Genomic DNA, 26,303 nt, shown 5'->3' with positions numbered 1-26,303 from the left:
GATCACCTAGATTCCGTAGCGCCGGTTGAAGAACAGCATGACGTTGAGCGCGGTGCGGGTGTCACCGCCCAGCATGTCGACGAGCGCCGGTCGCTGGCGCGAGGCGATCGCGGCGAACGCGTCGGCGAAGAACTCCTTGCGCCCCAGCCCGCCGCCCTGGCGATGGAAGGCGGAGACCAGGAGCGGCGTGATCTCCTCGTACAGCGTCGCGAACTCCCGGGAGTCGGACACCCAGTCCCCGTAAGCCGAGTCGACGTCGTCGATGGCGTGCCCGACCTCGTGCATCATCACGTCGGGCGTGGGCGAGGGGCGGTCACCCACCACGATCTTCCCGTCGCCGTAGGCTCCGGCGCAGATGTCCCACGAGGCCCGGCCGGACGGCAGCGGGGCGCCGCGCAGGTAACCCATGTCGTCCAGGTCCGGCACCCCGCCCGGGCCGACATAGATGCCTTCGAGGCCCTCGGCGAGCTTCGCCTTCAGCAGGTCGGGCAGCCTGGCCAGGCTCTCCACGGCCCGTACGACCTCCCGCGACGGCGGGCCCTCCCGGGCGTCCCACTGGCGGTGCAGGATGGTCTCCAGCTTGCCGCAGTGCTGCAGGCCGTCGCCGATCGAGGGCGCGTCGGGGCGGTTGGGCTGCGCTCTGGGCGCCACGTCGTCGAGCTCGAAGTCCTGCCAGGTGTACTGCGGGCGGTCGACCACCGCCGCCGACAACCGCTGCTCCCCCGCCTCCCACCGCCGCGGCTCCCCGGCCTCGGCGGCGTCCCACTGCTGGAACTCCCCGCCCTCCTGCCGCCCGCGTCGATCGCGCCCGCCCCAGGACCACCTGTCGGAATCACCGCCGCCGGCCTGGCGCCGCTCCCGGCCCACCCAGCCGAACAACGCGAAACTCCCCTCGCTCCCGATCGAGTCCCGCCCGGCGGGCTCCCGGCCCGGCCATCCGCGTCCCATGTGCCCGTACCGTTCGGACACCGGGCGACCCTTGGCCGCGTCTTTGGCACCGGCCCGCCATGGCCACACCGGCCGCCCGGAGCCGTCCTCACGTGCCCGGTCCCGCCGGTTGACCGGCCGTCCGGCCCTGCCGGGGAACGCGTGCCGGTCGTTCGTCCAGAAAGATCGGTCCGCGTCGGGGGGCGCCTCACCGCGACGGGAGAAGAGATACGAGCCGCGCCGCCACCAACGACCCCGCCGATGGCGGCCCTTGTCGTTAGAAAAGGCCATCGCACCCCTCAACGCCGTGGAACGCCCGCGCGCGAGGCGCCGCGATCGGCGGTCCCAGCGGGCGGACGCCGCTGAATCGTGTCCACCGTACGACGTAGGTCTCGCTGGAGTCATCCGAAATGGGACAACGGAAAAACACGATCACGACGCGAATGGCTTACAGTTCGGACATGGTAGGTGTCGTTATCGGCTTGGCCCTGTTGGCCTTCTGGCTGTACACGTTGTTCGACGTCATCACCACGCCGGAGGAAGAGGTTAGGAACGTACCAAAACCACTCTGGGTGCTCGTCGTCACGCTGGTGCCCCTGGTGGGCGGGGCCGTCTGGATGCTCCGCGGCCGTCCCCAGCCGGACCGAGAGGCCTGGCCGGTGACCCCGCAACCGGGCGCCCGCCGGCGGCCGGTCCCCAAGGGCCCGGACGACGACCCCGAGTTCCTGCGCGACCTCGACCGCCGCATGCGCGGCGAGGACGGTTAGCTCACAGCCCCGAGTAGCTGTGCAGGCCCGAGATGAACATGTTGACGCCCACCAGGTTGAACAGCAGGCAGCCGAACGCCACCAGTTGCACGATCGTCGCCGCGCGGCCACGCCATCCCGCGGTGACCCGGGCGTGAAGGTAGGCCGCGTAGGCCACCCACGTGATGAAGGCCCAGACCTCCTTGGGGTCCCAGCCCCAGTAACGGCCCCATGCCTTGTCGGCCCAGAGGGCGCCGGCGATGACGGCGAAGGTCCATACCGGGAAGGCGAAGACGATCGCGCGGTGGGCCACCCGCTCCAGGTCGGCTCGTGACGGCAGCCGTGACGCCCCGTCGCCGCGGATCAGGTAGAGGATGCCCGAGACCCCGGCCAGGACGAACAGTCCGCTCGCCAGGATCGCCGCCGTCACGTGGATGGCGACCCAGTACGAGTTGAGCGCCGGCACGACCGGCCCCGCCGCCGTGTAGAGGACCTTGACCGCGAAGCCGAGCCCCAGGGCGGCCGTCACCATGACGAAGGCGCCGAGGAAGCGGACGTTGTGCCGGAGCTGGGTGCCGAGGAAGGCGGTGACCGCGGCGAAGCAGATGGCCACCACGAACTCGTACATGTTGCCCCATGGCCACCTGTCCACGGCCAGGCCGCGGGTGACGATGGCGAACAGGTTCGCGGTCCAGCCGAGCCAGCCGAGTGCCATGGCCAGCCACCCGGCCTTGGGCGCCCAGTTCGGTGGCTCGACGGCCACCGGCCCGCCGCCGGGCTCCGCGGAGGCGTCCACAGGGCCGCCCGACGAACCGACTCCCACGGGCTGCCTGGCGCGGACGGCGGGCGATTCGGCGCTGGAGCGCCCGAAGGCCAGCTCCAGCGCGAACCCGATCATGGCGGCCAGGTAGAGCAGGACGGCGGCGACGATGAAGAGGTCGCTCACCCCGGCCAGTTGCTGTTCAGCGGGCATCCTTGCCTCCGGCTGATAGGACCTTGACGATGTCGGCGAACTCCTCGGTGAAGCCCGCCGCGGAGCCTTCGGTACGGGTCAGGCCGCCCACTTCGGCCACGCCGTCCTTGACCCGCACCCACACCCGGCGGCGGCGGATCATCAGCGAGCACACGATGCCGGCGACGGCCGCGGCCGCGGCGATCAGGGCGGGCAGCCGCCCCGGGTCGTAGGCGATCTGGAGCGTCATCCACTCCTTCACCCCGGTGAACTCCAGCTTCCCCGCGCCCTTGGGCAGGTCGAGGGATCCCCCGACCGAGAGGGGCGCGTGGCCGGTGCCCATGACCAGCGGTGTGAGCTTCCGCATCACCTCTGGCGGCGCGAGCTCGTAGACGGACTGCGGCTGGCCGGAGCGTACGCCCAGGTCGCCGGAGAAGGCCCCGAGGAGCTGGACCTGGGGGTTGAGCGCGCCGGGGAAGAGCGAGGCCCCGGCGCCGTCGCTCGTGGGCAGGAAGCGCAGCAGGAACCCGAGCTGCGACGGCTGGGCGTCGGGCACCTTGACCACGCAGCCCGAGGTGAGCGAGGGCTTGTCCTCGATCAGGCACGGCACGGGCCCTTCGAAGGCGACCTGCCCCTTGCCGTCGGTGACCTTGAAGACGGGCGCGTAGCCGTGACCGATGAGGTAGGTCTGGGTGCCGTTGATCTCCAGCGGCTCGTTGACCTTGAGCGTGTAGTCGCGCGCGGGCGACCCCGGCGAGTCGTTGACGCTCAGGAAGGCGGAGTAGTCGAGCTCCTGCCCCCTCTTCTCGCCTTCGACCTGGTAGCTCGCCTGGAAGTCCTTGAGCGTGAACGAGAACGGCTCCAGCGACTCAGCCGACACCTGGGTGCCCGGGATGAACCGGTCGTAGGCGGCGACCGTGTTGGCGAAGCCGTCGCCCTCGGCCACCAGCACGTTGCCGCGGTAGCCGTACAGGGAACCGAACCCGACCGCGACGAGCAGTCCCAGCAGGGAGACGTGGAAGAGCAGGTTGCCCGTCTCGCGTAGATAGCCCTTCTCCGCGGCCACCCAGCCGTCGCCGACGTCGACGCGGAAGCGGAGCCGGCGCAGCCGGCTGGCGGCCTCCTCGACGGTCAGCGGGTCGTCCAGGCGCGAGAAGTAGGGCAGGCGCGACAGGTTGCGCGGCGCGGCCGGTGGACGGCGGCGCAGCTCGCGCACGTAGGTGGCGGTGCGCGGCAGGACACAGCCGATCAGCGAGGTGAACAGCAGCAGGTAGATCGCGGCGAACCAGGCCGAGGTGAAGACGTCGAAGAGCTGGAAGCGGTCGTACCACTCGGCGAGCGCCGGGTCGCTCTGGAAGAGCTGGGCCACCTTGTCGGGATCGACGCTGCGCTGCGGCACCAGCGAGCCGGGCACGGAGGCCAGCGCGAACAGGAAGAGCAGGATCAGCGCCGTCTTCATCGCGGTGAGCGTGCGCCAGGTCCACCGCAGCCAGCCCACGGGCCCCATGCCGGCGGGTCGCTTCTGCTCCTTTTCGAGCTCGTCGACGGTCATCAGATCACCGGCCGGAAAGCGCCGATCAGACCCTGCATGGTGGCGATCATCTCACCCCAGAGGCCGGTCACCAGCAGGATGCCGACGGCCACCATCATGCCGCCGCCGATCCTGGTGATCAGCCGTGAGTGCTTGCGGATGGCGCGGAAGGTGCGCAGCGCCTTGCTGTAGGCGAGGGCGGCGGCCACGAAGGGCAGCCCGAGCCCCAGCGCGTACGCCACGGCGAGCAGCGCGCCGCGCCCGGCGCTGCCCTCGTTCAGCCCGAGCGCGAGCACGACGGCCAGCGTGGGCCCGATGCACGGCGTCCAGCCCAGCCCGAACACCACGCCCAGCAGCGGCGCCCCGGCCAGCCCCGCGGCGGGCAGCTTGTGGATGCGGACGTCGCGCATCAGGCCGGGCAGCACGCCCAGGAAGGCCAGGCCGAGCAGGATCGTCAGCACGCCGAGCACCCGCGTGATCTTCTCCGCGTTGCCCAGCATGACCGAGCCGAGCCCGCCGAACAGCGCGCCGCTGAGCACGAACACCAGCCCGAACCCGGCCACGAACAGCACCGTGCCGAGCACCAGCCGCCCGCGCTTGGGGTCCTCGCTCATGCCCGTCACGTACGACAGGTAGCCCGGGACGAGCGGCAGCACGCACGGCGACAGGAAGGACACCACCCCGGCCAGCACCGCGATGGGCACGGCCAGGAGCAGCGAGCCCGAGGCGACGACGTCATTCATCGCGCACCTTGGTCACCGCGTTCATCAGGTCGGTGTACTTGACCGCGCCCAGCGCCCTGGCGGCGATCTTGCCCTGCTCGTCGATGATCAGCGTGGACGGGATGGCCGCGGGCGGCACCGTGCCCTGGAAGGCCAGCGCGACCTTGCCCGGCTGGTCGAAGATGCTCGGGTAGCCGGTCTGCTCGGTGCGTTCGAACGCCTGCGCGTCGGCCTTGCGGTCCTTGAAGTCGACGCCGAGGAACTCCACGCCGCCCTTGGTCTTGGCGGCGACCTCCTTCAGCACCGGCGCCTCCGCCCGGCACGGCCCGCACCACGACGCCCAGAAGTTGAGCACCACGACCTTGCCCTTGTGCGCGGCGAGTGACGCGGTCGCGCCGTCGAGGGTCTCCCCGCTGATCGCGGGAGCCGCCTTGCGGTCGGCCGCACCGAACACCTGCATCTTCCCGTCGCCCGCGACGAAACGGGTGTCGCCGGCCTGTGGCTGGCCGGACTGGTTGGTGCCCGCGCAGCCCGCGACCAGCACGGCCAACAACAGGAGGGTGGTGGACTTGGCGCGCACGGAGGAAGATCTCCTTGTACTACAACCGGTAGAGCTTGCAACTCTACCGGCGAGGTCAGGCGCCCGGGACGGTGGGGCCGGTCGCCAGTGATCCGGCGGGCTCGCTGTAGCCGACGCTCACCAGGCGGTCGCCGTCGAAGGTGAGCGTGGTGACGCTGGCCAGCCCGCACTGCCTGCGCCGTGGGTCGTGCCAGAGCCGGCGGCCCTCGGCCGCCATCCTGATCGACCAGATCGGCAGCTGGTGGCTGACCAGCAGCGCCTCGTGCCCGCGCGCCTCGGCCCTGGCCTCATCGATGATCGAGCGCATCCGCTTGACGATCACCGGGTACGGCTCACCCCAGGAGGGGCGCAGCGGGTTCCAGAAGTAGCGGTAGTTCTTCGGGTCGCGCAGGATCGCCATCCCCTGGCCGACCTTGCGGCCCTGGAGCATGTTGGCGGCCTCGATCAGCCGGTCGTCGGTGCGTACCGGCAGCTCCAGCAGCGCGGCCAGGGGGGCGACGGTCTCCTGGGCGCGTTCGAGCGGCGAACTGTAGAGGGCGACGATGTCGCGGCCCGCCACCGACTTGGCGACCGTCTCGGCCATCAGCCTGCCGTTCTCGGACAGGTGGTAGTCGGGCAGCCGGCCGTACAGGACGCCTTCGGGATTGTGCACCTCACCGTGGCGCATCAGGTGAACTACGGTGGTTTCAGCCATGGTGTGCCACAGCCTATCCGTTCCGCCTGCTCCGAGATCTCAGGCGGGTCTGTTCGCCGGGTTCCCGCTGGTCATCGGCGCGGCTCAGGCGAGGGCCCAGGCGTTCTCCTGTGTACGGCTGGCGTCGGCGAGCGCCTCGACCGCGGCCCTGATCGCGGGGCGGCGGGCCGCGTCGGTCCGCCAGATCACATAGATGCGGCGTGACTGCCGGGGCCTGAGCGGCACCACGGCCACCCCGTCGGGCACGCAGTCGCGCCCCAGCCGGGGGATGATCGCGCAGCCGAGACCGGCGGCCACCAGCGCCATCTGGGTCGGGTATTCGTCGGCCATGCAGGAGATCTCGGGCTCCAGTTGCGCGCTGCGCAGCGTGTAGACGAGCCAGTCGTGGCAGACGGTGCCGGGCGAGGAGCTGATCCACCGCTCGTTGGCGGGCAGCTCGGACAGCGCTATCTCCCTGCTGCCGGCCAGCGGATGGTCCGCGGGGAGCACGACGTCGGCGATGTCGTCGAGCAGCGTCGTCCTGGACAGCCCCTCGGGCAGGGCCATCGGCCGGTTCAGCCAGTCCTGGATGACGCCCAGGTCGAGCTCGCCCCTGGCCACGTCGCGCACGATGCGCTCCGGCTCGCGCTCGGAGAGCTGGATGTGCAGGTCGGGATGGCGCCGCTTGAGCGCGGTCAGGGCGGCGGGCATCAGCCCGCGGGTCGCCGTCGGGAACGACGACATGTTCAGCCGCCCCACGACCTCGCCGCGCAGCGCCTCGAAGTCCGCCTCCGCGGTCTCCACCAGCGCCAGGATCCGCTCGGCGTGGTCGGCGAGCAGCCCGGCCGCGTCGGTCAGCCGCACCCCGCGCCCGTTGCGCTCCATGAGCCGGGCGCCGGTCTCGCGCTCCAGCTTGGCGATCTGCTGCGACACGGCCGACGGCGTGACCATCAGCGCGTCGGCCGCGGCGCCCACAGATCCGTAGATGTGCACAGCGTGAAGGGCCTTGAGGCGGTTCAAGTCCAACATGTAAGCCAGTCTAAAGGGTTTAGCGTAGAAAGTCTCGCTTGTGCTTGACTCTTTAGCAGGAGAAAATACATGCATGAGAAACAACAAGGCGCAGAAGCAGCAGCAGACCAGCATCTCCTACCTCAAGACCCTCGCCGAGCAGGCCCGTGACCTGCGCGTCCGCTACCAGAAGCCGGCCGCCAAGTAAGCAGCTAGAGGACCGCCGCGGCAGCCTTGGCGGCTGCCGGCAGCGCGTCGGCGACCCGGCCGAGTGCCTCGTCGTCGTGAGAGGCCGACAGGAACCAGGCCTCGTACGCGGAGGGCGGCAGGTAGACCCCGCGATCCAGCATCGCGTGGAAGAAGGCGGTGTAGACCGAGGTGTTCTGGGCCCGAGCGTCGTCGAAGTTCGTCACCGGCGCATCCGTGAAGAACACCGAGAACAGGCTCCCCGCCCGCTGCAACCGGTGCGGCACTCCTGCCGCGGTCAGCGCGTCGGAGGCGGCCTGGCCGACAGCCAGCGCCGCCGCGTCCACCTTGGCGTAGGACTCGGCGTCGAGCGCGCGCAACGTGGCCAGGCCCGCGGCGCAGGCGAGCGGGTTTCCCGACAGCGTGCCCGCCTGGTAGACCGGTCCTTCCGGTGCCAGGCAGGACATCACGTCGGCCCGCCCGCCGAAGGCCGCCGCCGGCAACCCGCCGCCCATGACCTTGCCGAACGTCATCAGGTCGGCGTCGACCGGGTCGAGGCCGTACCAGCCGGCGGGCGAGACGCGGAACCCGGTCAGCACCTCATCCATGATCAGCAGCGCGCCGTTGGCCGTGCAGAGCTCGCGCAGGCGGGCGTTGAAGCCGTCGAGCGGCGGCACCACACCCATGTTGGCCGGGCAGGCCTCTGTGATGACACAGGCGATCCCCCCGGCGTTGTCAGGTGATGTGAACGCCTGCTCCACCGCGTTGATGTCGTTGTACGGCAGCACGATGGTGTCGGCCGCCGACGCCCCCGTCACGCCCGGCGTGTCGGGCAGCCCGAACGTGACCACGCCCGACCCCGCCGAGGCCAGCAGCGCGTCGACATGACCGTGGTAGCACCCGGCGAACTTGACCACCTTGGACCGCCCGGTGAACCCGCGGGCCAGCCGCACCGCGCTCATCGTCGCCTCGGTGCCCGAGCTGACCAGGCGCAGCTTCTCCACGGGCGCCACCCTGGCGACCATCTCCTCGGCCAGCTCCACCTCGCCCGGCGTGGCGGTGCCGTAGGAGAGGCTGTGGGAGAGCGCCGACGAGACGGCGTCGATGACGGCGGGATGGCGGTGGCCGAGGATCATCGGCCCCCACGAGCAGACCAGGTCGACGTAGCGGTTGCCGTCGACGTCGGTGAGGTAGGGGCCCTGTCCTGAGACCATGAAACGCGGGGTGCCGCCGACCGCGCCGAACGCGCGGACCGGGGAGTTGACGCCACCCGGCACGATGGCGCGGGCGCGGGCGAACAGGTCCTCGGAGTTCTGTGTACGGCTCACGCGAACCAGGTTAGTCCTGGAATATGACGGTCTAGTCGGCGAGCCAGTCGAGGATGCGCAGCGGGTCGGGCAGCGGGCGGCCGTCGGGCGGGCGCAGCCAGGAGACGGGCTGACCGGTGGGGAGCGTGGAGGGCGGCGCCAGGACGTAGCTGTCGCGGCAGTGCCAGCGCAGGCCCGGATTGTCCTCGATGGTGCCGGGGTCGCAGTCGAGCTGGCAGGACCACCACTCGTCCTCGTCGTCCGGATTGCCGCGCGTGGCCACATAAAACAGAACCCGGTCGCCGTTGGCGGCGACCGGGCCTGAATGCGCTGCGGCGCCGTCGATCCGGGTGAGGGCCGACAGGCCGGTGTCGAGCGGTACATCGAAGACATCGAACACGCGGCCGGTCGGCAGGATCACGTTGGCGTCGGGATCGGCCTGCCACCAGCGCGTGAGCTGGGTGGCGTCCAACGTGGCCTGCACGTTCCAGGCGGGGGACAAGGGGTGCGCGCCCGGGTCGGGACACCCGAGGCGGTCACAGGAGCAGGAGCGGGCGCCTTCGCGCAGCGGGTGGGCACCCGGCACACTCGGCCATCCGAGAGCGGCGTAGCCCAGCACGGAGTCGATCCGTGTCGGGCGCGACCGTTTTCTGGTACGCCGAGCGAGTGGTACCCCCACCATGGTGTCTCCCGTCGAGTCCAAGTGCCTGAAGAGGTCCCGGCTCCTGGCTGCTAGCACACGCGGGACACACCAGCACTTGTCACCTCAGTCTAACGCACGGGTCCCAGGGGCGACGGGAAACCCTCTGGTTCACAGACGTCGTGCCACCTCAGTGGCCCAATAGGTGAGGATCAGGTCGGCGCCCGCGCGCTTGATCGAGACCAGCGACTCCATGATCATCCGGTCGCGGTCGATCCAGCCGTTGGCCGCCGCGGCCTCGATCATCGCGTACTCGCCGCTCACCTGGTAGGCCGCCACCGGCACGTCGACCTCGTCGCGGAAGCGCCTGATGACGTCCAGGTAGGCCAGCGCCGGCTTGACCATCACGGCGTCGGCGCCCTCGGCGAGGTCGAGCCGCACCTCGCGCAGCGCCTCCTCCAGCGGCCCGGCCGGGTCCTGCTGGTGGGTGCTGCGGTCGCCGAACTGCGGCGCGCACTCGGCGGCCTCGCGGAAGGGGCCGAAGAAGGCGGAGGCGTACTTGGCGGTGTAGGCGAGGATCGGCAGGTCACGGAAGCCGTCGGCGTCGAGCGCCGCCCTGATGGCCCCGACCTGGCCGTCCATCATGCCGCTCGGCGCGATCATCTGGGATCCGGCCCTGGCCTGGGCGACCGCGATCGACGCGTAGCGCTCCAGCGTCGCGTCGTTGTCGACGTCGCCGGAGGCGGTCAGCACGCCGCAGTGACCGTGGTCGGTGAACTCGTCGAGACAGGTGTCGGCCATGACCACCACCGCGTCACCCACCTCCTCGTTCACCTCGCGGAGCGCGACCTGCAGGATGCCCTCGGGGTCGTCGGCCGCCGAGCCACGCGCGTCCTTCACGGCGGGGATGCCGAACAGGATCAGCCCCGACACCCCGGCGTCGGCCGCCTCGTGGGCGGCCTTGCGCAGCGAGTCGCGGGTGTGCTGGACCACGCCGGGCATCGAGGCGACCGGCTGCGGCTGGTCGATGCCCTCCTTGACGAACATCGGCAGGATCAGGTCAGCGGGATGCAGCCTGGTGCCCGCCACCATGCGCCGGACCGCGGGACTGCGGCGGAGCCTGCGCGGGCGGGCGACAGGATATTCGGCACTCACTTGGCTCTCCTTCTGGCGCCTCTGCGGTTCTGCGACGGCCGCCGTGGGCTGTCGCCCGCGGCCAGGGCCGCCTGGCGTTGCTTGGCGCCGTACGCGGCCACCGCGGCGGCCAGGGCGGACGCCGACGGCCTGTCGGCCATGACGTCGACTCGCAGCCCGAACTCCTCGGCGGTCTTCGCGGTCTGCGGCCCGATGACCGCGATCACGGTGACGTTGTGCGGCTTGCCGGCGATGCCCACAAGGTTGCGCACGGTCGAGGAGGAGGTGAAGAGCACCGCGTCGAACCCGCCGCCCTTGATCGCCTCGCGGATCGCGGCGGGGGGCGGTGCGGCTCGTACGGTGCGGTAGGCCGTGACGTCGTCGCACTCCCAGCCTAGCTCGGTGAGTCCGGCGACGAGGGTGTCTGTGGAAATGTCGGCCCGCGGCAGGAGCACCCGGTTGATCGGGTCGAGCATCGAGTCGTACGGCGGCCACTCGGCCACCAGGCCCTCCGACGACTGCTCGCCCGAGGGCAGCAGGTCGGGCTTGACCCCGAACTCGACCAGGGCCCGCGCGGTGGCGTCGCCCACGGCGGCCACCTTCAGCCCGGCGAAGGCGCGGGCGTCGAGGCCGTACTCCTCGAACTTCTCGCGTACGGCCTTGACCGCGTTGGAGCTGGTGAACGCCACCCACTCGTAGCGTCCGGTGACCAGGCCCTTGATCGCGCGGTCCATCTGCTGCGGCGTGCGCGGCGGCTCGACCGAGATGGTCGGCACCTCTTCCGGCACGGCGCCGTAGGAGGCCAGCTGCTCGGACAGGCTCTTGGACTGCTCCTTGGTGCGCGGCACCAGCACCCGCCAGCCGAACAGCGGCTTGGTCTCGAACCACGACAGCTTGTCGCGCTGCCCGACCGCGTCGCCGACGACGATCAGCGCGGGCTCGGTGAAGCCGGCGTGCTTGAGGTCGGCCTGCAGCCTGGCCAGCGTCGAGACGACGGTGTACTGCTCGGTCGTGGTGCCGCTGCCGCTGACCGCGACGGGCGTGCTGTCGGGCTTGCCGCCCGCCACCAGCGCCTTGCCGATCGAGACGGCCCCGGCGATGCCGTTGTAGATGACCAGCGTGCCCTTGCAGGCGGCGTGGGCGGCCCAGTCCTGCTCGAGCGCGGCGTCGACGATCCGGAACTCCGGCAGGCCCGTCGCCGCGGGGATGCCGGCATAGGTGAGCACGGCGGTCGCGGGCGGCACGCCGGGCACGATCTCGAAGTCCACCTCCGCCGCGGCGGCCGCGGCGACCTCCTCGGTGATGGAGGAGAACAGCATCGGGTCGCCCTCGCACAGGCGTACGACGAACTGCCCGGCCTTGGCGCGCTTGACGAGGTCGCCGGAGGTGACCTCCACGCCTTCGCGGCAATGGCGCAGGAACGAGCCGAACAGCTCCTCGTCGAGCGCGACCGCGTCGGCCTTGGCGAGCAGTTCGGCGCCGCGGAGCGTGAGAAGGTTCGGATCGCCGGGGCCCGCGCCCACGAACGCGAGGAACCCGGAGGTTGGACTATCGGAGCTCAACGGGATTGCTCCCCCATCAATCTGTCGGCCCCTTCGGAGATCATCTCGGCCGCGAGGAGCTGGCCGAGATTCACAGACTCGGAAGGAGAGCCGGCGGCGGACTTGCGCACCGCCTCCTGGCCGTCGAGAGAGACGACCACGGCGGTGAGGTTCAGGGTCTGCCCGTCATCGACGGCGAAAGCACCCACGGGGGCCGAGCAGCCGGCCTCGAGAGCGGACAGGACGGCGCGCTCGGCCGTCACCGCGGAGCGCGTCCGCGGGTCGTCGAGCACGCCGAGGAAGGAGATCAGGTCGGCGCGGTCGGAGAGACACTCCACGGCCAGGGCGCCCTGCCCCGGGGCGGGCAGCAGCTCCTCGACCTCGAAGATCTGCGCGATCTCCGCGTCCCTGCCGATCCTGGTCAGGCCCGCCGAGGCGAGCACGACCGCGTCGAGCTCGCCGGCGGTGACCTTGCCGATCCGGGTGTCGGCGTTGCCGCGGATCGGGACGTACTCGAGATCGGGCCGCAGCGCCCTGAGCATGGCGATGCGGCGCGGCGATCCGGTGCCGACCCTGGCCCCGGTGGGCAGGTCGGCGAACTTGGCATGGGCGACCAGCGCGTCGCGGTGGTCGTGCCGGGCGGGGATGGCGGCCAGTGTCACCCGCGGGTCCTGCTTGGTCGGCAGGTCCTTCAGCGAGTGGACGGCGAAGTCGATCTCACCCTCGATCAGCTTGTCACGCAGCGCGCTGACGAACACGCCCGTGCCGCCGAGCTGCGCCAGCTGAGCCTTGGTCACGTCACCGAACGTGGTGACGCCGACCAGCTCGACCGCGCGCCCGGTGCGTTCGGTGTAGGAGTCGGCGACCATCTGCGACTGTGTGGTCGCCATCAGGCTGCGCCGGGTGCCCAAGCGCAGTGTCACAACTCCACCTCCCTGACGGCATCGGGCATCTTCGGATCGAGGTCGAACAGCTCACGCAGCGCTTCGGCATAATGATCGCCTCCCGGGCTGGTGGCGAGCTGTTTGACACGCACAGTGGGCTCGTGAAGCAGCTTGTCGACCACCCGCTGGACGGTCTGCGCCACCTCGTCCCTGGCCTTGCGGTCGAGGTGGGGCATGCGCATCAGAAGCCTGCCCAGCTCGGCCTCGACCACGGTCGCCGCCTTGCTGCGCAGCGCCACCACGGTCGGGGTGACCTTGGCGGCCCGCTCAGCGGTGAGGAACCCGGCCAGCTCCTCGGCGACGAGCCTGCGCACCGAGTCGACCGTGTCGCCCTCCCGCCAGCCTATGCCCGATTCCTGGATGGTCTCCAAGTCGACCAGCGTGACTCCGGGCACCTCGCGTACGGCGGGGTCGATGTCGTGCGGCAGCGCCAGGTCCAGCAGGAACACGCCCCTGCCCGTCATGTGGGCGGCCACGATGTCGGGGGTGACGACGTGCCGCCCGCCGCCCGTGCAGGTGATGACGATGTCGGCCGCCGCCAGTTCTCGGGGAACCGCGGAGAACTCCACCGCCCGGCCGCCGACCGAGGCCGCCAGCCGTACGCCGCGCTCGAAGGTGCGGTTGGCCACCACGATGTCGGTCACGCCCGCGCGGGCCAGCGTGGTGGCGGCGAGCGAGCTCATCGAGCCCGCGCCGACCACCAGCGCCCGGCGCCCGGCCAGGTCGCCCGCCAGCGCCAGACCGGCCGTGACGAGCGAGGCGCCCGCCTGGTCGATGTCCGTGTCGGCGTGGGCGCGCTTGCCGACCCGTAGCGCCTGCTGCACCAGCTCGTTGAGGGTGGCGCCGACCGTGCCCTGCTTCTGCGCCAGCGTGAGCGCCCTGCGGACCTGACCGAGGATCTGGCCCTCGCCGACGACCATGGAGTCGAGGCCGCACGCCATCGAGAACAGGTGCTCGATGGCCTGGTCTTCGTAGTGGACGTACAGGTGCGGTGTCAGCTCCTCCACGGGAACGCCCGAGTGGACGCTCAGCAGCCGGCTGATCCCGGTGAGGGCGCCGTGGAAGCGGTCGACGGCGGCGTAGATCTCGACCCTGTTGCAGGTCGAGACCACCATCGCCTCAGAGACGCACGCGTCCTGCTGAACGTCGTGCAAGAGCTTGACGAGCGCCTCGCCGGATACGGATACGCGCTCGAGCATGGACACCGGAGCTGTCCGGTGGCTGATGCCGACGGTGAGAACACTCATTGACTGTCCACGGCCATAAGTGGCCCCCCTGCTTTGCGCTGCTCGTGGAACGCAAGAATCTGCAGTTCTATTGATAGGTCAACTTTACGGACATCCACGCCATCTGGTACAGAAAGCACTACCGGCGCAAAGTTCAGGATGCTGGTCACCCCGGCCGCCACCACGCGGTCGCAGACTTCCTGCGCCGCCATCGCGGGTGTCGCCAGAACCACGATCGAGACTCCACGCCGTTCGATGACGGTTTCAAGGACGTCGATGTGCTCAACATTCAACCCCGCTATGTCGTCGCCCACGACTTCGGGGTCGGCGTCGAGCAGCCCGGCGACACGGAAGCCCCGGGACACGAAACCGCCGTAGTTGGCCAGTGCCCGGCCCAGGTTGCCGACTCCGACGATGGCGACCGCCCAGTCCTGGGTCAGGCCCAGCTCGCGGGAGATCTGGTAGACGAGGTATTCGACGTCGTAGCCGACGCCTCGTGTGCCGTACGACCCGAGATGGGACAGGTCCTTACGGAGCTTGGCGGAGTTGACTCCGGCGGCCATGGCCAGATCCTCGGAGCTGACGGTCGCGACACCGCGTTCGGCCATCCCGTTCAACGCCCGCAAGTACAACGGGAGCCGGGCGACCGTTGCCTCGGGGATCCCGCGGTCACGGGATTGGGACGGGCTCTTCACGTGCCGGAGCTCCAGGGGACGAGCGGCCTCCCGGCCGCGTGAATGGGATCGAACCGCCTTTCAGGTTAATCCCTTTGTGAAGCGATGCACAAAGTCGGAGCGATACGGTTGCGTGCATGCACCGCATCACGCTGCTCGGCAGGCCGGGCTGCCACCTCTGCGACGACGCGCGTGAGGTCATCTCACGCGTGGCGGGAGACCTTGGCGTGCCGTGGGAGGAGGTCGACATCGACTCCTCCGAGGAGTTGCGGGAGAAATACTGGGAGATGATCCCGGTCACACTTGTCGACGGGGTCCAGCACGACTTCTGGCGGGTCTCCGAAGACCGGCTGCGCGCCGCGCTGAGCGGCTAGTACATCGCGGTCGGGAGCGGCACGACCTTGGCGGCGTTGACGTTCAGCTCGATGATGTTGGTGGCCAGCACCATGGCCTGCCGCTCGTTGACGAACCGCTCGACGTGCGGCTGGCGCTGGTGGTCACGGTAGGCCACCTCGTCGCGGTAGAGCTCGTAGACGATGCGCTGGAGCGGGGCCGACTTGACCGCGTGGCAGGCGTAGATGAGCGTGTCGGGCTCGCCCCTGCGTACGGCCTCGACGGTGAGCTCGGCCAAGCGGTCGAACGCCTCGCCCGAGCCGTCCATGAGGGTGAAGACGGTCAGCATGCCGTAGATGCTGGGTGAGGGCCTGCTGGAGGCCGCCTGCTGCTGGGGCTGGGGCTGGGGCTGCGGCGCCTGTGGGATGTGCTGGGCCTGAGGGGGCTGCTGAGCCTGTGGCGGCTGCTGGGGCGCGCGGGAGCCGGGGGAGAACACATCGGCGCCCGGATATACCGCGCCGGTGGCGGGCATCCCGAAGTCCTGAGGGCCCGTCTGCGGCCCGCCGCCGTGCCTGCCGTTCATGATGTAGCCGGTCGAGGGGCCCTGGTCGGGCGGCGCCATCCGGGCGGCGTAGTCGACCGGCTGGTCGCCCGCCCGGTATTCGGCCACCAGGTCGCCCAGGCCCGACCTGCGAGGCTGGCCGGGGGGCAGCGGCTGCTGCTGCTGTTGCTGGGGCGGCGCCTGCATCGGCGACTCGGCGACGGGCTGGGGGAAGGGATCCTGCTCCCGCATGGCCCGGCGGCCATGGGCGGCCCGCTCGGTGGACCGCTCGGCGGAGCGCTCACCGCGGTGGCTCTCGAACGCGTCGTCCTCGTCGTCGTCCTCGTACGGCGCGAGCGGGCGGAGCACGGCGTACCAGATGCCCGCGGCGGCCACCACGAACAGCGCGGTGGCGAAGACGCCCGGCACCGCGAACCGCATCGCGCCGATGATCGCGATGCCCGAGGGCGCGATGACCATGACGGCGTGCAGGTTGTCGGTGTCGAGTTCGTCACCGTTGCGCCAGCGCAGCCCCGCGATCACCACGGCTGCCAGCATGATCAGCCCGGCGATGGAGTGCGCGCCGTCCAGCAGGTAGCGGGGGATGACGTCCCAGTGCCCCTCGGCCACGGGGAGCACCTTGCCCATCTCGTCGGCCTTGCTGACCGGGTCGAAGATGAGCACCACCGTGGAGACGATGGTGAACGCGATCCCGAACAGCCAGGCGGCGAATTTCGGCGGCACCTTCTCCGACAGGAGTTGGACCAGCCCGATGCCCAGCCAGAAGGGCGCGAGGAGGGATCCGGTCAGTTGGTAGACCTTGAAGGTGGCGACCCCGAACCCCATCAGGTAGCCGACGCCGATCGCGCCGAGCGTCAGGCAGAGCGCGACGGCTGAAACGGTCCAGGCGATCAACCACCCCTCCACCTCCTCGCGCAACCGGCGGACCAGGGCGACTGCGGCGATCGCGGCGAGGAGGGCACCGACAAAGGCTAGGACAGCAACGAGGATCTCCATGGTGACTCCAATGCTGCCGGACTATGCCTCCCAGCCGGTAGCCGAAGAGGGAACGGGTCGGTCCACACGGTATCGGCCGATTACGGCTAGTCATGCCTTCGGGAAGCGGATTGTGGAATTTCCGGTTGATTTCTAGAGTGTTCGAGCACGCCGCACCCCTTACCCCTAGGGATACCGGATGCCTGACTCGTGGCCGTTCGCCGGGCTACTCACACCAGCGGTCGCTGGTCCCGCCCGGACGAGCGAGCTTGCCGTGCGCGAAGAGATTCCCGATGACCTCCGCATGCTCGTGTTACATGCCAAGACCGGAGACACGGATGCCTTTGGCACGCTCTATGACCGCTATGTCGATCTGGTCTATCGCTACATCTACTTCCGCGTCGGTTCCCACCCGCTGGCCGAGGATCTCACCAGCGAGACCTTCTTACGCGCGCTTCGCCGGATCACCGACTTCACTTGGCAGGGCCGTGACTTCGGCGCCTGGCTGGTGACCATCGCCAGGAACCTGGTCGCCGATCACTTCAAGTCCGGCCGCTATCGCTTGGAGATTCCGACCGGAGAGGTGATCGACGTCCCACTCGATGGGCCGCACATTCCGGAGAACGCCGTCGTCACGGCCATCATCAACGACCGGATGCTGCGCGCCGTCCAGGATCTGAATCCCGAGCAGCAGGAATGCGTGGTTCTGCGGTTCCTGCACGGCCTGTCGCTCGCCGAGACCGCGTTGATCATGGGGAAGAAGAGTGGAGCGATCAAAGCGCTGCAATTCCGCGCGATCCGCGCATTGGCCAGGGCACTCAAACACGACTTGGCGTAACCTCCGCCGACCAGGCGTCGTTAGGCAGGTGTCACGACCGGGTCTTTTCTCGGGGGCGTCAGGGAGCTGTCATGGGTAGGGGCCGCAGATCGCGGGAGCGCGTGCTCGGTCACCTCACGGAGCTGCGCAGGCTCCCGCTCGGCGGGGGGCCGGCCGCCGCCTTCCGGGAACGTCTCCGCGCCGAGCTCCTGTCCGCGCACCCCGCCATCCTGTCCGCGCACCCCGCCGCCGATCCCGTACGGCCGGCCCGCCGCTCCCGTCGCCGCCGGGCACGGCGGCTCTCCTGGCTCTCCCAGATCGCCACGTTCGGCCTGACGGCGGCCATGACGCTGTCGGCGTTCGCCACCTACCAGGCACTCCCCGGCGACACTCTCTACCCCCTCAAGCGCGCCGCGGAGAGCACGCTGGTCCGGCTCAGCGCCGACGACGTGCAGCGGGCCGAGCGCGAGCTGATCTCGGCCAAGACCCGGGCGTCCGAGGTCGCCCGGCTGCTCGGCTCGTCCGGCGACGGGCCGCTGGTCACCAAGACGCTCACCGAGATGGAGGAGTCGACCCGCTCGGGCATCAGCAGGCTGGAGCGGGCCGAACCGCGCTCGCCGAAGATCAACCGGTTCGCGCGTGACCAGAAGAACATGGTCGAGCCGATGCTCGAACGGATGGACGGCGACCAACAGGACAAGGCCACCGGATACCTCGACTACATCGACGGGCTCGTGGCACCGAGATAGGTAAGCTGAGGCGCATGTGGCGGCTAATGCGACGACGGCACGAGGTGGAGGCGGAGCTCGCCGGCGAGGCCGCAGCGGCGGCCGCGGTGGCGGTGACCCCTACGGAGCCCGACCAGCGGGCGGCCGCCTTCTTCGACGTCGACAACACGATGATGCGCGGCGCCTCCATCTACCACTTCGCCAGGGGCCTGGCCACCCGTGGCCTGTTCACCACCTCCGACCTGTTCAAGTTCGCCGTCGGCCAGGCGGTGTTCCGGCTGCGCGGCAACGAGAACCCCGAGCACATCGCCGTGGCCCGCGAGACCGCGCTGGCGTTCGTGGCGGGCGCGAAGGTCGACGACGTGATCCGGCTGGGCGAGGAGATCTACGACGAGGTCATGTCCGACCGCATCTGGGGCGGCACCAGGGCGCTCGCGCAGAGCCACCTCGACCGCGGCCAGCGCGTCTGGCTGGTCACGGCCACGCCGGTCGAGCTGGCCCGGGTCATCGCCCAGCGCCTCGGCCTGACCGGCGCGCTCGGCACCGTGGCCGAGACCAGCAACGGCATCTACACCGGGCGGCTGGTCGGTGACCTGCTGCACGGCCCGGCCAAGGCCGAGGCGATGCGGGCACTGGCCCGCAGGGAGGGCCTCGACCTCACCCGGTGCACCGCCTACAGCGACTCGGCCAACGACCTGCCCATGCTGTCGCTGGTCGGGCAGCCGGTGGCCATCAACCCCGACAGCGAGCTGCGTGAGCACGCCAGGAAGCACAACTGGCCGATCAAGGACTTCCGCACCGGCAGGAAGGCGACGCTGACCGCCCTGCCGATCGCCGCGGGCGTCGGAGCGGTGGCCGGCGGCATCGCCGCCGGCATCGCGCTGCGCAGGCACTACCGCTCGACACAGGACTAGCGCAGGGTGGCGAAGAGCTGATTCGCATCCGGCTGCTTCCACACGAGCCGGTTCTTGTCCTCCGGATCAGGTAGCCAGGGCACCATGACGAAGCGCACCTTGCTCTTGTCCAGCGTGCCGGCGATGCCGAGCATGGTGTCGAGGTCGAACTCCGCGTCTGTCTTGATCGACTTGCTGGCCGTGGCGAGGAAGTCGCGCATGGCAGCCGGATCCTTCAGCCGCTGCTTGGCCTTCTTCAGCATCGACATCATGAGCACCTGCTGGCGCTTGATGCGGTGGATGTCGGACCCGTCGCCGTAGCGACGCAGCCGGAGATAGCCCAGCGCCTGCTCGCCATTGAGCACGTGCTTGCCCGCGCTGAGCTTCAGCTTCGTGTTCCTGTCGTCCACCGCCTCCGGCAGCGTGACCTCGACGCCGCCGAGGGCCTCCACGACGGCCTCGACCCCGGAGAACTCGAGCTCCATCATGTGGTCGACGCGGACCTTCGTCAGAGACTCGACCGTCTTCACCGAACAGGCGAGACCGCCGACGTTGTACGCCGAGTTGATCATGCCTCTCCTGGCCGCCTGCGACCCGCACGCGGGGATCTGCACCATCGAGTCTCTGGGGAAGGCGACCACGGTGACGTTCTTCCTGTCGGCCGGCAGGTGCAGCAGCAGGAGAGTGTCGGAGCGGGCGCCGTTGTCGAACCTCTCCGAACCCGCCTGGCTGTCGCTGCCGACCAGGAGCACGTTCAACGCGCCACTCACGTTGGCCGGGCGGGCGCCCGTCGGCGGGGCGACGGTCTGGCGTCCGCTCAGCAGCAACGTGGGCACGGCGACCGCGGCCATCGTGGCCACCACGACGAGCCCCGTCATCAGCCACGTCACGCGCCTGCGCCTCGGTCTGGCCTGGAGCAGGCGCTGCCGCTGGCGCACCAGCGTCGCCGGAGGCTGGTGTTCGAGCTCCCGGCCGAAGTCCCGGAGCATCTTCAGGTCGTCCATCGTCACTCCTCCTCCAGCATCGGGTTGGTGTCGCCGAGCGACGCGCGTACCTTCCGCCTGCCCCTGTTGAGGCGGGAGCGCACGGTGCCGATCGGGATGCCGAGCGCCCGCGCGACCTCGTCGTACGTCAGATCGCCCCACGCGATCAGCAGGAGCACGTCGCGGTCCTTGGCGGGCAGGGCGGCCAGGGCGCTGGCCAGTCCGGGGCGCGACGCCTGCGCGGTCACCCCGGCGGCCACACGGTCGGCCGGAGATTCCACGTCGGCGTCGACAGGGGCGCGCTGCAGGGCGCGATATCGGGCCGCCTCGCTGCGGTGGTGGCGGGAGAGGAGTTTGGTCAGGATGCCGAAGAGCCACGGCCTGGCGTCTGGGTAGCTCGGGTCGTAGCTTCTCCTGCGGGAGAAGGCGACCAGGAACGTCTCGCCGACGATGTCCTCGGCCGGTTCGGGGCCGAGTCGCTTGGAGACGTACCTGTAGAGCATGGCGGAGTAGCGGTCGAAGAGCTCGGCGAACGCTTCAGGATCGGTTAAGGAAGCGCTCACCAGCTCGGCGTCCGCACCCCTGGTGGCGGGTTGCGTGATCATCTCCGCCCTTCTGCGGGGAAGTCGGTCACGGATGTATCACCACAACCCGCCAATGAGGTTCACGGTGGGTTTACAGCTCCTTGAGGCAGCCTCCGTCGATCACCAGGTCGGCGCCCGCCGTGCTGCCGGAGCGCGGCGAGACGAGCAGGGCGATCGCGTCGGCGACCTCCTGCGGGGCGACCAGGCGGCCGGTCGTCAGCTTCATCATCTCAGGGGCCACCTGGGTGATCACGCTGTCCCTGTCGGAGCCGACCATGCCCGCGAAGACGTCCGCCGCGCCGCCCTCGTCGGTCCACCAGGGAGTGAGCACGGGCCCGGGAGAGACCGTGTTCACCCGGATGCCCTGCGGGCCGTACTCCTCGTCGACCGCCTTGCTGACGAAGGTCAGGGCCGACTTGGCCGCGCCGTAGTCCATGTTCATCGCCGACGGCTGCCTGGCGCTGACCGAGGAGACGTTGACGATCGAGCCGCCGCCGCCCTCCAGCATGACCGGTACGGCGGAGCGGATCATGCGGATGACGGAGAACAGGTTGAACTCGAACATCGCCCGCCAGGTAGCGTCATCCGAGTTCATGAAGCCGGCGTGCGGCAGCGTCACGCCGGGCGGCGGCCCACCGGCGTTGTTGACCAGGATGTCGACCCGCCCGAACTCCTCGACCGCGCGGGCCACCACCTCGGCGGGCGCCTGCGGGTCCATCAGGTCGACCGGCACGTGCACCGCCTTCTCGGGCAGTTCGGGGGTGCGGGTCCTGGAGGCCGCGACGACGTGTACGCCTTCCTCGATCAACGTGGTGGTCACGGCCAGGCCGATGCCCTTGGACGCCCCGGTGACGATGGCGACGCGGCCCGCGAGTTGCAGATCCATGGTGTTCCTTCGCTTCTGGTGTTCTTACGTCTGGAGAACACCGCGAGCGCGCTACCGGTTGCAGGAGCAGCGACGGGGACCGTCGAGGAAGTGCAGCTCGCCATGGGCGAAGTCGAGATGGGCGCGGCGGTTGAGCGTGTGGCACTCGGACGTGGCGGCGTACTGGACGATGTCATGCACCGCCCAGGCCGCGACGACCGTGCTGGTGGCGCCGAACGACCACGGCGTGGGCCCGTGGCCGCCCTCCGGCGGCCTCTCCCGCGACAGCCCGGCCTCGCGTTCGAAGCAGCCGCGGCAGTGCCCGTGGCGGGGAGACAGCAGCGGCCCCCAGTAGCCGTGTCCATCACCGACCGCCACGCCGCTCATGGCCACGCCCCGCTCACGGCACCACCGCCAGACCACGTCGCCCAGCCCGGCGGGCCCGTCAGCCGGCCCGGCGGATTCGTCGGCCGGCTCGGCGGGCTCGTCAGCCGGCCCGGCGGATTCGTCGGCCGGCTCGGTGGGCTCGTCGGCGCCGATGAGGACGAGGTCCACCTGCGGCAGGCCGTCGAGGTCGGCGCCACTGGCGACGCGCCGCCGTACGGGCACCACCTCGGTCTCGGGCGCGAAGCCGCGCAGCCACCCGCTGAGCGCCTCGACCTTGGGCGTGCCCACGGCTGTCATCGGGTACGGCGGTTGCCCGTTGAGGTCGTGCGGCTCGACCACGCCGGGATCGACGGCCACGATGCGGCCGACTCCGGCGGCGACGAGGTGCTGGGCGGCGACCGCACCGATGCCGCCCACGCCCAGGAGCATGATCGAGCACGCGGCGATCCGCGACTGGAGCTCGGGCGCGCCGGGGGCGAAGAGCGTCAGGTAGCCGGGCCGGCCGGTGGACTCGGCCGGCGTCCGCCGCGGCTCCGAGGTGAGCCAGCCCATGTGCGTCAACGCCGCCACCAGGTCGGCCGGCACCCGGTCGGCGTTGATCTCGCTGTCGTCGACGCCATCGCGGAGCAGCGTCACCGCCCGCTCGACACGGTCGAGGTCGCCCCGCAGCGACAAACCGTCACACGAGCCGGTCGACAGGATCACCCGGTCGCCGGCGTTCGTGACGAGCACGGAGTCGACGAGCCGTCTCATGCGCGCTCCCTAGGCGTCGAAACCCATGGGTATCCAGCGTTCCGCAACGGACCGTTCCATCGGGACGGCCACGTCCGAACCGGGTCGGGCCTTACTCGGTTTCCCCATCCTTGATCGCTTGACCAAGCCTGTCAAGATCTGTCGAGGTCAGAAGAAAGGCGGGAAGGCGGGGCCGCGGCGCAGCCTCAGCTCGTTCAGCATCTGCTGGATGACCTCGCGGACATGGTCCGTGAGGTTGAACACCAGCACCGGGTCGTCGGCGTCCGACGCGTCGTACTCGTCGGTACGGATGGGCTCCCCGAACTGGATCATCCACTTCGACGGCAGCGGCACCAGGCCGAGCGGGCCGAGCAGCGGGAAGAGCGGCGTGATCGGCAGGTAAGGCAGGCCGAGCAGCCTGGCCAGCGACGGCAGATCGCCGATCTTGGGGTAGATCTCCTCGGCGCCCACGATGGCGGTGGGCAGGATCGGCACCCCGGCGCGGATCGCCGACGCGACGAACCCGCCGCGCCCGAAGCGCTGCAGCTGGTAGCGCTCGGAGAACGGCTTGCCGACGCCCTTGAAGCCCTCGGGGAACACCCCGACCAGCTCGCCCTTGCGCAGCAGCCGGTCGGCGTCCTCGCGGCAGGCCAGCGTGTGGCCGGTCTTGCGCGACAGGTGGGCGAGCAGCGGAAGCTGGTAGACCAGGTCGGCGCCGAGCAGCCGCAGCGGCCGGTCCGCCTCGTCGTGCAGCGCCACCTGCATCATCAGCGCGTCGACCGGCAGCGTGCCCGAGTGGTTGGCCACGACCAGCGCGCCGCCCTCGTCGGGAACGTTCTTCAGGCCGACGGTCTCCACCCTGAACCAGCGGTGGTAGAGGGGCCTGATCAGCTCCAGCAGCACCTTGTCGGTCAGCTCGGCGTCATAGCCGAACTCGTCGACCTCGTAGTCGCCGGTGATGCGCCTGCGGATGAAGGCCAGCAGCCTGGCGAGGGGCTCCGGCTCCTCGAAGGACGGTGCCGCGCTGATGGGAATCACGCGGGCCTCGTCGTCTGGGACGGTCAATGCCGCACACCTCCGAGCGGGTGCAGCCCCCGCGAGAGCAGAAAGTCGTCGAAAGCCGCTCCGGTGGTGAACTTCGGCTTCCAGCCCAGCTCGGCCTCCAGCCTGGAGCAGTCGACCACCCGGCCGTAGCTCATCAACCGGACCTGCTCGGGCGAGTAGTCGACCAGACCGGCCCGGCGCGCGGAATCGCCCAGCAGGCGGAAGGCGGGCGAGAACAGCGGCAACGTCGGCCGCCCCGCCCGGCGCGCGCACTGCGACAGCAGCAACACGCCTGCCCCGGCCACGTTGAACGTGCCGGGGTGATCTTCGGTCGCCATCCGGCGCAGCACCTCGACGGCGTCGTCCTCATGGACGAACTGCAGCCGCGGATCGAAGCCGAACACGGTCGGCAGCACCGGCTGGGTGAAGTAACGAGTCAGCGGCGAGTCGACACCCGGACCCATGAAGTTGGCGAACCGCAGCAGTGACACGGCCATGTCGGGTCGACGGCGCGCGAAACCACGCACATAGCCCTCGACCTCGACCGCGTCCTTGGCGTAGCCGTGGCTGGGGCCCTCGTGCGACTCCAGGTCCTCGGTGAACACCGCCGGATCCCGTGGCGACGAACCGTAGACGGCGGTGGTCGAACGGACCACCACACGCCGCACGGTCGTCGACCGCTGGCAGGCACCGAGCAACTGCATGGTGCCGATGACGTTGTGCTCTTTCATCACGGCCCTGCCCGCGCCCCTCGACGGAGCGCTGACCAGGCTCATGTGCACAACGGTGTCGATGTCGGCAGCCGCGATCACCTGAGCGATGTCAGGGCTGCGCAGATCGACCCGGACGAACTCCGTCCGGCCGAGGGAGATGCCGCCATCTCGCGTCAGCGAGGGCGGCGGCACGGTGTCTACTCCGATGACGCGGCTGATGTCCGGGTCTGCGGCGAGAACACTCGCCAGCCGGGCGCCCACGTGGCGCGAGACCCCGGTGACGAGCACGGTGTGGGTCATCAGCGCCTCGCAGCTGCGTCTGTTACTTCTTGTTACGCCGCTGGATGCGCGTCTTCTTGAGCAGCTTGCGGTGCTTCTTCTTGGCCATCCGCTTGCGGCGCTTCTTGATCACAGAGCCCACGGGACCCCCAGGTACTGATAGCAAGTCTGATCGATGCGCGAGCGCACACCGGCTCACAGACTACCGGCGATCGCCTGTGGATCGCGCCCTGGGGGGTGAGCCCGGCCGCTCAGCGGCGGCCGGGCGTCGCCCACGACGGCATTCACGGCGTGTGGCATACGCCGCTACCTCAGTCTTAGCCTGCCTCGATGTAGGCCTCCCGCAGATAGTCGTGGACCGCCTGCTCGGGCACCCTGAACGACCGGCCGACACGGATGGCCGGCAGCTCGCCAGAGTGCACCAGGCGGTACACCGTCATCTTGGACACCCGCATGACCGTGGCCACTTCCGCCACGGTCAGGAACTTCACCTCGCTGAGAGGTCTTTCGCCTGCACCCATCGGACGCCTCTTCCGCACGTGTTTACGGGTTATCCCCACTGGTGCCATTGCTCACGCACGTGTACTGCCGTCAGCGTAAGTCGGGACTCCGATAGCGCAAACCCCCTATTTTCTCAGTTGACGGAGCCACCTGTCAGCCGAACCAGCAAAGATGCTGGTTAACCACTGGCTTGAGCACCTCGCCTAGACGTTGGAACTGTCCAACTTGTCACACATAAGAGTCGCCCAGGGTGCCTCAAAAGTTGGCAAAGGGACTGCGAGCCTCTTGGAATGCAGGCGCGAAAAGACCGTATGGGGATGACCGAATTGAACTCAAGGGGTCTGAGAGGCGCGTGTGACCAGATGAGCGGTCAACGGAGCGTAGTGGCGCGGTAGCACGTTGTCGTCCAGCGGGACGACGACGTCGATCTTGCCCTCCGCCTCACCCAGGAAGAGCCCGGGGTCGTTGCTGTCGGCGAACGCCACCGTCGGCACGCCCGCCTCTCCGGCCGCCCCTGCCCACCCGTGGTCGGCGATGACGAGGTCCGGCGAGGCGTCTCCCAGCACGGTGAGCATCCGCTCCATCGGGGCCGAGTCGTGGGTGTGCACGAACCCGCCCTTGTCATCGAGCATCGCGATGTCCTGGAGATAGCGGATCTTGCGCGCGCGTCCGAAGCCCGACCCCGAGTAGGTCCATCCCTCGGCCGGTGTCAGCAGCGTCGCCCCGTGCTCGACGGCGAACCGGGCGAGCGGCAGGTGGACGGCGAGCAGGCCCGTGGGGTGCCCGGTGGCGAACAGCAGCCGCGGGTTCTCCCGCGACAGCACGCCGGCGATCCGGTCGGCCATGGCGTCGAGTGCGTCGATCGTCAGGTCGGGGTCGATGGTGTCCTGGCCCCAGCGGTGTCCCGGATCGGCTTTCACCCCCGCCGACTTGGCCATCTGCGCGAGGACGTCGCGGAACGACCACGGCTGTTCGAGGGTCAGTCCCAGCAGGTAGTACGGGTCGCGGTTGGCCGCCGAACTGTAGTGGTCGAGGTTGTTCTCGCGCGAAGTCGCGACCTCGCCGGCGATCCTGGTCCGGATCAGGTGTTCACGGAGTTGGTCGCGGCTGAGCACA

29 protein-coding genes are annotated in these 26,303 nt (G+C 69.9%); 5 read left to right on the top strand and 24 right to left on the bottom strand.

Translation table 11 applies throughout. The features are described 5' to 3' along the window. Nucleotides 1–6 precede the first annotated feature (6 nt). Complete coding sequence (locus tag AB0B91_RS54795; RefSeq protein WP_358339538.1) at nucleotides 7–1,218, bottom strand: hypothetical protein; 1,212 nt, start codon at nucleotides 1,216–1,218, stop codon at nucleotides 7–9. 170 nt (nucleotides 1,219–1,388) lie between these two features. Here AB0B91_RS54795 and AB0B91_RS54790 point away from each other — a divergent pair, with 170 nt between their 5' ends. Then, the gene (locus tag AB0B91_RS54790) at nucleotides 1,389–1,694 is read left to right on the top strand and encodes a PLDc N-terminal domain-containing protein (protein WP_358339536.1); all 306 of its coding nucleotides are present in this window, start codon (nucleotides 1,389–1,391) and stop codon (nucleotides 1,692–1,694) included. A gap of 1 nt (nucleotide 1,695) precedes the next feature. On the opposite strand, the gene ccsA is transcribed toward AB0B91_RS54790, so the two are convergent. From ccsA to AB0B91_RS54725, 13 genes are all read right to left on the bottom strand, one after another. Next, nucleotides 1,696–2,646 (bottom strand): cytochrome c biogenesis protein CcsA, encoded by a 951-nt coding sequence (gene ccsA / locus AB0B91_RS54785; RefSeq protein WP_358339534.1) that lies wholly within the window; start codon nucleotides 2,644–2,646, stop codon nucleotides 1,696–1,698. Further along, the gene (locus tag AB0B91_RS54780; protein ID WP_358339532.1) at nucleotides 2,636–4,177 is read right to left on the bottom strand and encodes a cytochrome c biogenesis protein ResB; all 1,542 of its coding nucleotides are present in this window, start codon (nucleotides 4,175–4,177) and stop codon (nucleotides 2,636–2,638) included. The genes ccsA and AB0B91_RS54780 overlap by 11 nt, the downstream gene beginning before the upstream one ends. Next, nucleotides 4,177–4,899, bottom strand: a complete 723-nt coding sequence (locus AB0B91_RS54775; protein ID WP_358339530.1) for a cytochrome c biogenesis protein CcdA — start codon at nucleotides 4,897–4,899, stop codon at nucleotides 4,177–4,179. Before AB0B91_RS54775 ends, AB0B91_RS54780 begins: the two co-directional genes overlap by 1 nt. Then, on the bottom strand, nucleotides 4,892–5,458 hold the full coding sequence (locus AB0B91_RS54770; protein WP_358339528.1) for a TlpA disulfide reductase family protein: 567 nt from the start codon (nucleotides 5,456–5,458) through the stop codon (nucleotides 4,892–4,894). The genes AB0B91_RS54775 and AB0B91_RS54770 overlap by 8 nt, the downstream gene beginning before the upstream one ends. Nucleotides 5,459–5,513: 55 nt before the next feature. Next, complete coding sequence (locus tag AB0B91_RS54765; protein WP_358339526.1) at nucleotides 5,514–6,152, bottom strand: histidine phosphatase family protein; 639 nt, start codon at nucleotides 6,150–6,152, stop codon at nucleotides 5,514–5,516. Nucleotides 6,153–6,236: 84 nt separating this feature from the next. Continuing rightward, nucleotides 6,237–7,160: a LysR family transcriptional regulator gene (locus tag AB0B91_RS54760; protein WP_358339524.1), complete on the bottom strand. Its 924-nt coding sequence runs from the start codon at nucleotides 7,158–7,160 to the stop codon at nucleotides 6,237–6,239. Between the two features lie 191 nt (nucleotides 7,161–7,351). Continuing rightward, nucleotides 7,352–8,653 (bottom strand): glutamate-1-semialdehyde 2,1-aminomutase, encoded by a 1,302-nt coding sequence (hemL, locus tag AB0B91_RS54755; RefSeq protein WP_358339522.1) that lies wholly within the window; start codon nucleotides 8,651–8,653, stop codon nucleotides 7,352–7,354. 31 nt (nucleotides 8,654–8,684) lie between these two features. Next, the gene (locus tag AB0B91_RS54750; protein ID WP_358339520.1) at nucleotides 8,685–9,314 is read right to left on the bottom strand and encodes a bifunctional DNA primase/polymerase; all 630 of its coding nucleotides are present in this window, start codon (nucleotides 9,312–9,314) and stop codon (nucleotides 8,685–8,687) included. 129 nt (nucleotides 9,315–9,443) lie between these two features. After that, complete coding sequence (gene hemB / locus AB0B91_RS54745) at nucleotides 9,444–10,427, bottom strand: porphobilinogen synthase (RefSeq protein ID WP_358339518.1); 984 nt, start codon at nucleotides 10,425–10,427, stop codon at nucleotides 9,444–9,446. After that, nucleotides 10,424–11,968 (bottom strand): bifunctional uroporphyrinogen-III C-methyltransferase/uroporphyrinogen-III synthase, encoded by a 1,545-nt coding sequence (locus AB0B91_RS54740; protein WP_358339516.1) that lies wholly within the window; start codon nucleotides 11,966–11,968, stop codon nucleotides 10,424–10,426. The genes hemB and AB0B91_RS54740 overlap by 4 nt, the downstream gene beginning before the upstream one ends. Continuing rightward, a complete protein-coding gene (gene hemC / locus AB0B91_RS54735) occupies nucleotides 11,965–12,870 on the bottom strand; it encodes a hydroxymethylbilane synthase (RefSeq protein WP_358339514.1) in 906 nt (301 codons plus the stop codon). Before hemC ends, AB0B91_RS54740 begins: the two co-directional genes overlap by 4 nt. Further along, complete coding sequence (locus AB0B91_RS54730) at nucleotides 12,867–14,138, bottom strand: glutamyl-tRNA reductase (RefSeq protein ID WP_358339512.1); 1,272 nt, start codon at nucleotides 14,136–14,138, stop codon at nucleotides 12,867–12,869. Before AB0B91_RS54730 ends, hemC begins: the two co-directional genes overlap by 4 nt. After that, nucleotides 14,135–14,812, bottom strand: a complete 678-nt coding sequence (locus AB0B91_RS54725) for a redox-sensing transcriptional repressor Rex (RefSeq protein WP_358339510.1) — start codon at nucleotides 14,810–14,812, stop codon at nucleotides 14,135–14,137. Before AB0B91_RS54725 ends, AB0B91_RS54730 begins: the two co-directional genes overlap by 4 nt. A gap of 116 nt (nucleotides 14,813–14,928) precedes the next feature. Here AB0B91_RS54725 and AB0B91_RS54720 point away from each other — a divergent pair, with 116 nt between their 5' ends. Next, the gene (locus tag AB0B91_RS54720) at nucleotides 14,929–15,165 is read left to right on the top strand and encodes a glutaredoxin family protein (protein WP_358339509.1); all 237 of its coding nucleotides are present in this window, start codon (nucleotides 14,929–14,931) and stop codon (nucleotides 15,163–15,165) included. On the opposite strand, the gene AB0B91_RS54715 is transcribed toward AB0B91_RS54720, so the two are convergent. Then, a complete protein-coding gene (locus AB0B91_RS54715) occupies nucleotides 15,162–16,682 on the bottom strand; it encodes an antibiotic biosynthesis monooxygenase (protein WP_358339507.1) in 1,521 nt (506 codons plus the stop codon). The two genes, AB0B91_RS54720 and AB0B91_RS54715, sit on opposite strands and share 4 nt — an antisense overlap. 178 nt (nucleotides 16,683–16,860) lie before the next feature. Here AB0B91_RS54715 and AB0B91_RS54710 point away from each other — a divergent pair, with 178 nt between their 5' ends. From AB0B91_RS54710 to AB0B91_RS54700, 3 genes are all read left to right on the top strand, one after another. Next, the gene (locus AB0B91_RS54710; RefSeq protein WP_214640665.1) at nucleotides 16,861–17,499 is read left to right on the top strand and encodes a sigma-70 family RNA polymerase sigma factor; all 639 of its coding nucleotides are present in this window, start codon (nucleotides 16,861–16,863) and stop codon (nucleotides 17,497–17,499) included. Nucleotides 17,500–17,570: 71 nt separating this feature from the next. After that, on the top strand, nucleotides 17,571–18,227 hold the full coding sequence (locus AB0B91_RS54705) for a DUF5667 domain-containing protein (protein WP_358339505.1): 657 nt from the start codon (nucleotides 17,571–17,573) through the stop codon (nucleotides 18,225–18,227). Nucleotides 18,228–18,241: 14 nt separating this feature from the next. Next, a complete protein-coding gene (locus AB0B91_RS54700) occupies nucleotides 18,242–19,120 on the top strand; it encodes an HAD-IB family hydrolase (RefSeq protein ID WP_358339503.1) in 879 nt (292 codons plus the stop codon). Here AB0B91_RS54700 and AB0B91_RS54695 read toward each other — a convergent pair. The 9 genes from AB0B91_RS54695 to AB0B91_RS54655 form a co-directional block, all read right to left on the bottom strand. Further along, on the bottom strand, nucleotides 19,117–20,103 hold the full coding sequence (locus tag AB0B91_RS54695; RefSeq protein ID WP_358339501.1) for an LCP family protein: 987 nt from the start codon (nucleotides 20,101–20,103) through the stop codon (nucleotides 19,117–19,119). The genes AB0B91_RS54700 and AB0B91_RS54695 overlap by 4 nt on opposite strands. Before the next feature lie 2 nt (nucleotides 20,104–20,105). Beyond that, the gene (locus tag AB0B91_RS54690) at nucleotides 20,106–20,687 is read right to left on the bottom strand and encodes a sigma-70 family RNA polymerase sigma factor (RefSeq protein ID WP_358339499.1); all 582 of its coding nucleotides are present in this window, start codon (nucleotides 20,685–20,687) and stop codon (nucleotides 20,106–20,108) included. A gap of 70 nt (nucleotides 20,688–20,757) precedes the next feature. Then, complete coding sequence (locus AB0B91_RS54685) at nucleotides 20,758–21,552, bottom strand: SDR family NAD(P)-dependent oxidoreductase (protein WP_358339497.1); 795 nt, start codon at nucleotides 21,550–21,552, stop codon at nucleotides 20,758–20,760. Between the two features lie 51 nt (nucleotides 21,553–21,603). Next, nucleotides 21,604–22,671 (bottom strand): ThiF family adenylyltransferase, encoded by a 1,068-nt coding sequence (locus AB0B91_RS54680; RefSeq protein ID WP_358339496.1) that lies wholly within the window; start codon nucleotides 22,669–22,671, stop codon nucleotides 21,604–21,606. Between the two features lie 147 nt (nucleotides 22,672–22,818). Beyond that, a complete protein-coding gene (locus AB0B91_RS54675) occupies nucleotides 22,819–23,688 on the bottom strand; it encodes a lysophospholipid acyltransferase family protein (protein WP_358339764.1) in 870 nt (289 codons plus the stop codon). 23 nt (nucleotides 23,689–23,711) lie between these two features. Then, a complete protein-coding gene (locus AB0B91_RS54670) occupies nucleotides 23,712–24,707 on the bottom strand; it encodes an NAD-dependent epimerase/dehydratase family protein (RefSeq protein ID WP_358339494.1) in 996 nt (331 codons plus the stop codon). 22 nt (nucleotides 24,708–24,729) lie between these two features. Beyond that, a complete protein-coding gene (locus AB0B91_RS54665) occupies nucleotides 24,730–24,828 on the bottom strand; it encodes an AURKAIP1/COX24 domain-containing protein (protein ID WP_018654693.1) in 99 nt (32 codons plus the stop codon). Between the two features lie 175 nt (nucleotides 24,829–25,003). Beyond that, nucleotides 25,004–25,207 carry a helix-turn-helix domain-containing protein gene (locus AB0B91_RS54660; RefSeq protein WP_026214222.1) on the bottom strand — a complete coding sequence of 68 codons (204 nt, stop codon included), beginning with the start codon at nucleotides 25,205–25,207 and terminating at the stop codon, nucleotides 25,004–25,006. Nucleotides 25,208–25,519: 312 nt separating this feature from the next. Beyond that, nucleotides 25,520–26,302 (bottom strand): phosphatase, encoded by a 783-nt coding sequence (locus tag AB0B91_RS54655; RefSeq protein ID WP_358339492.1) that lies wholly within the window; start codon nucleotides 26,300–26,302, stop codon nucleotides 25,520–25,522. Nucleotide 26,303: the final 1 nt, after the last annotated feature.

Source organism: Nonomuraea sp. NPDC049141 (assembly GCF_040648415.1).
Taxonomy (GTDB): Bacteria; Actinomycetota; Actinomycetes; order Streptosporangiales; family Streptosporangiaceae; genus Nonomuraea.
This window is presented reverse-complemented; position numbering and strand designations above follow the sequence as displayed.

What these genes read in the sequence shown, in the direction of transcription:
- AB0B91_RS54795 (WP_358339538.1), bottom strand. Translation starts at nt 1,218, where the DNA reads ATGGCCTTTTCTAACGACAAGGGCCGCCATCGGCGGGGTCGTTGGTGG.
- AB0B91_RS54790 (WP_358339536.1), top strand. Translation starts at nt 1,389, where the DNA reads ATGGTAGGTGTCGTTATCGGCTTGGCCCTGTTGGCCTTCTGGCTGTAC.
- ccsA (WP_358339534.1), bottom strand. Translation starts at nt 2,646, where the DNA reads ATGCCCGCTGAACAGCAACTGGCCGGGGTGAGCGACCTCTTCATCGTC.
- AB0B91_RS54780 (WP_358339532.1), bottom strand. Translation starts at nt 4,177, where the DNA reads ATGACCGTCGACGAGCTCGAAAAGGAGCAGAAGCGACCCGCCGGCATG.
- AB0B91_RS54775 (WP_358339530.1), bottom strand. Translation starts at nt 4,899, where the DNA reads ATGAATGACGTCGTCGCCTCGGGCTCGCTGCTCCTGGCCGTGCCCATC.
- AB0B91_RS54765 (WP_358339526.1), bottom strand. Translation starts at nt 6,152, where the DNA reads ATGGCTGAAACCACCGTAGTTCACCTGATGCGCCACGGTGAGGTGCAC.
- AB0B91_RS54760 (WP_358339524.1), bottom strand. Translation starts at nt 7,160, where the DNA reads ATGTTGGACTTGAACCGCCTCAAGGCCCTTCACGCTGTGCACATCTAC.
- AB0B91_RS54750 (WP_358339520.1), bottom strand. Translation starts at nt 9,314, where the DNA reads ATGGTGGGGGTACCACTCGCTCGGCGTACCAGAAAACGGTCGCGCCCG.
- AB0B91_RS54730 (WP_358339512.1), bottom strand. Translation starts at nt 14,138, where the DNA reads ATGAGTGTTCTCACCGTCGGCATCAGCCACCGGACAGCTCCGGTGTCC.
- AB0B91_RS54720 (WP_358339509.1), top strand. Translation starts at nt 14,929, where the DNA reads ATGCACCGCATCACGCTGCTCGGCAGGCCGGGCTGCCACCTCTGCGAC.
- AB0B91_RS54715 (WP_358339507.1), bottom strand. Translation starts at nt 16,682, where the DNA reads ATGGAGATCCTCGTTGCTGTCCTAGCCTTTGTCGGTGCCCTCCTCGCC.
- AB0B91_RS54710 (WP_214640665.1), top strand. Translation starts at nt 16,861, where the DNA reads ATGCCTGACTCGTGGCCGTTCGCCGGGCTACTCACACCAGCGGTCGCT.
- AB0B91_RS54705 (WP_358339505.1), top strand. Translation starts at nt 17,571, where the DNA reads ATGGGTAGGGGCCGCAGATCGCGGGAGCGCGTGCTCGGTCACCTCACG.
- AB0B91_RS54700 (WP_358339503.1), top strand. Translation starts at nt 18,242, where the DNA reads ATGTGGCGGCTAATGCGACGACGGCACGAGGTGGAGGCGGAGCTCGCC.
- AB0B91_RS54695 (WP_358339501.1), bottom strand. Translation starts at nt 20,103, where the DNA reads ATGGACGACCTGAAGATGCTCCGGGACTTCGGCCGGGAGCTCGAACAC.
- AB0B91_RS54690 (WP_358339499.1), bottom strand. Translation starts at nt 20,687, where the DNA reads ATGATCACGCAACCCGCCACCAGGGGTGCGGACGCCGAGCTGGTGAGC.
- AB0B91_RS54685 (WP_358339497.1), bottom strand. Translation starts at nt 21,552, where the DNA reads ATGGATCTGCAACTCGCGGGCCGCGTCGCCATCGTCACCGGGGCGTCC.
- AB0B91_RS54680 (WP_358339496.1), bottom strand. Translation starts at nt 22,671, where the DNA reads ATGAGACGGCTCGTCGACTCCGTGCTCGTCACGAACGCCGGCGACCGG.
- AB0B91_RS54670 (WP_358339494.1), bottom strand. Translation starts at nt 24,707, where the DNA reads ATGACCCACACCGTGCTCGTCACCGGGGTCTCGCGCCACGTGGGCGCC.
- AB0B91_RS54660 (WP_026214222.1), bottom strand. Translation starts at nt 25,207, where the DNA reads ATGGGTGCAGGCGAAAGACCTCTCAGCGAGGTGAAGTTCCTGACCGTG.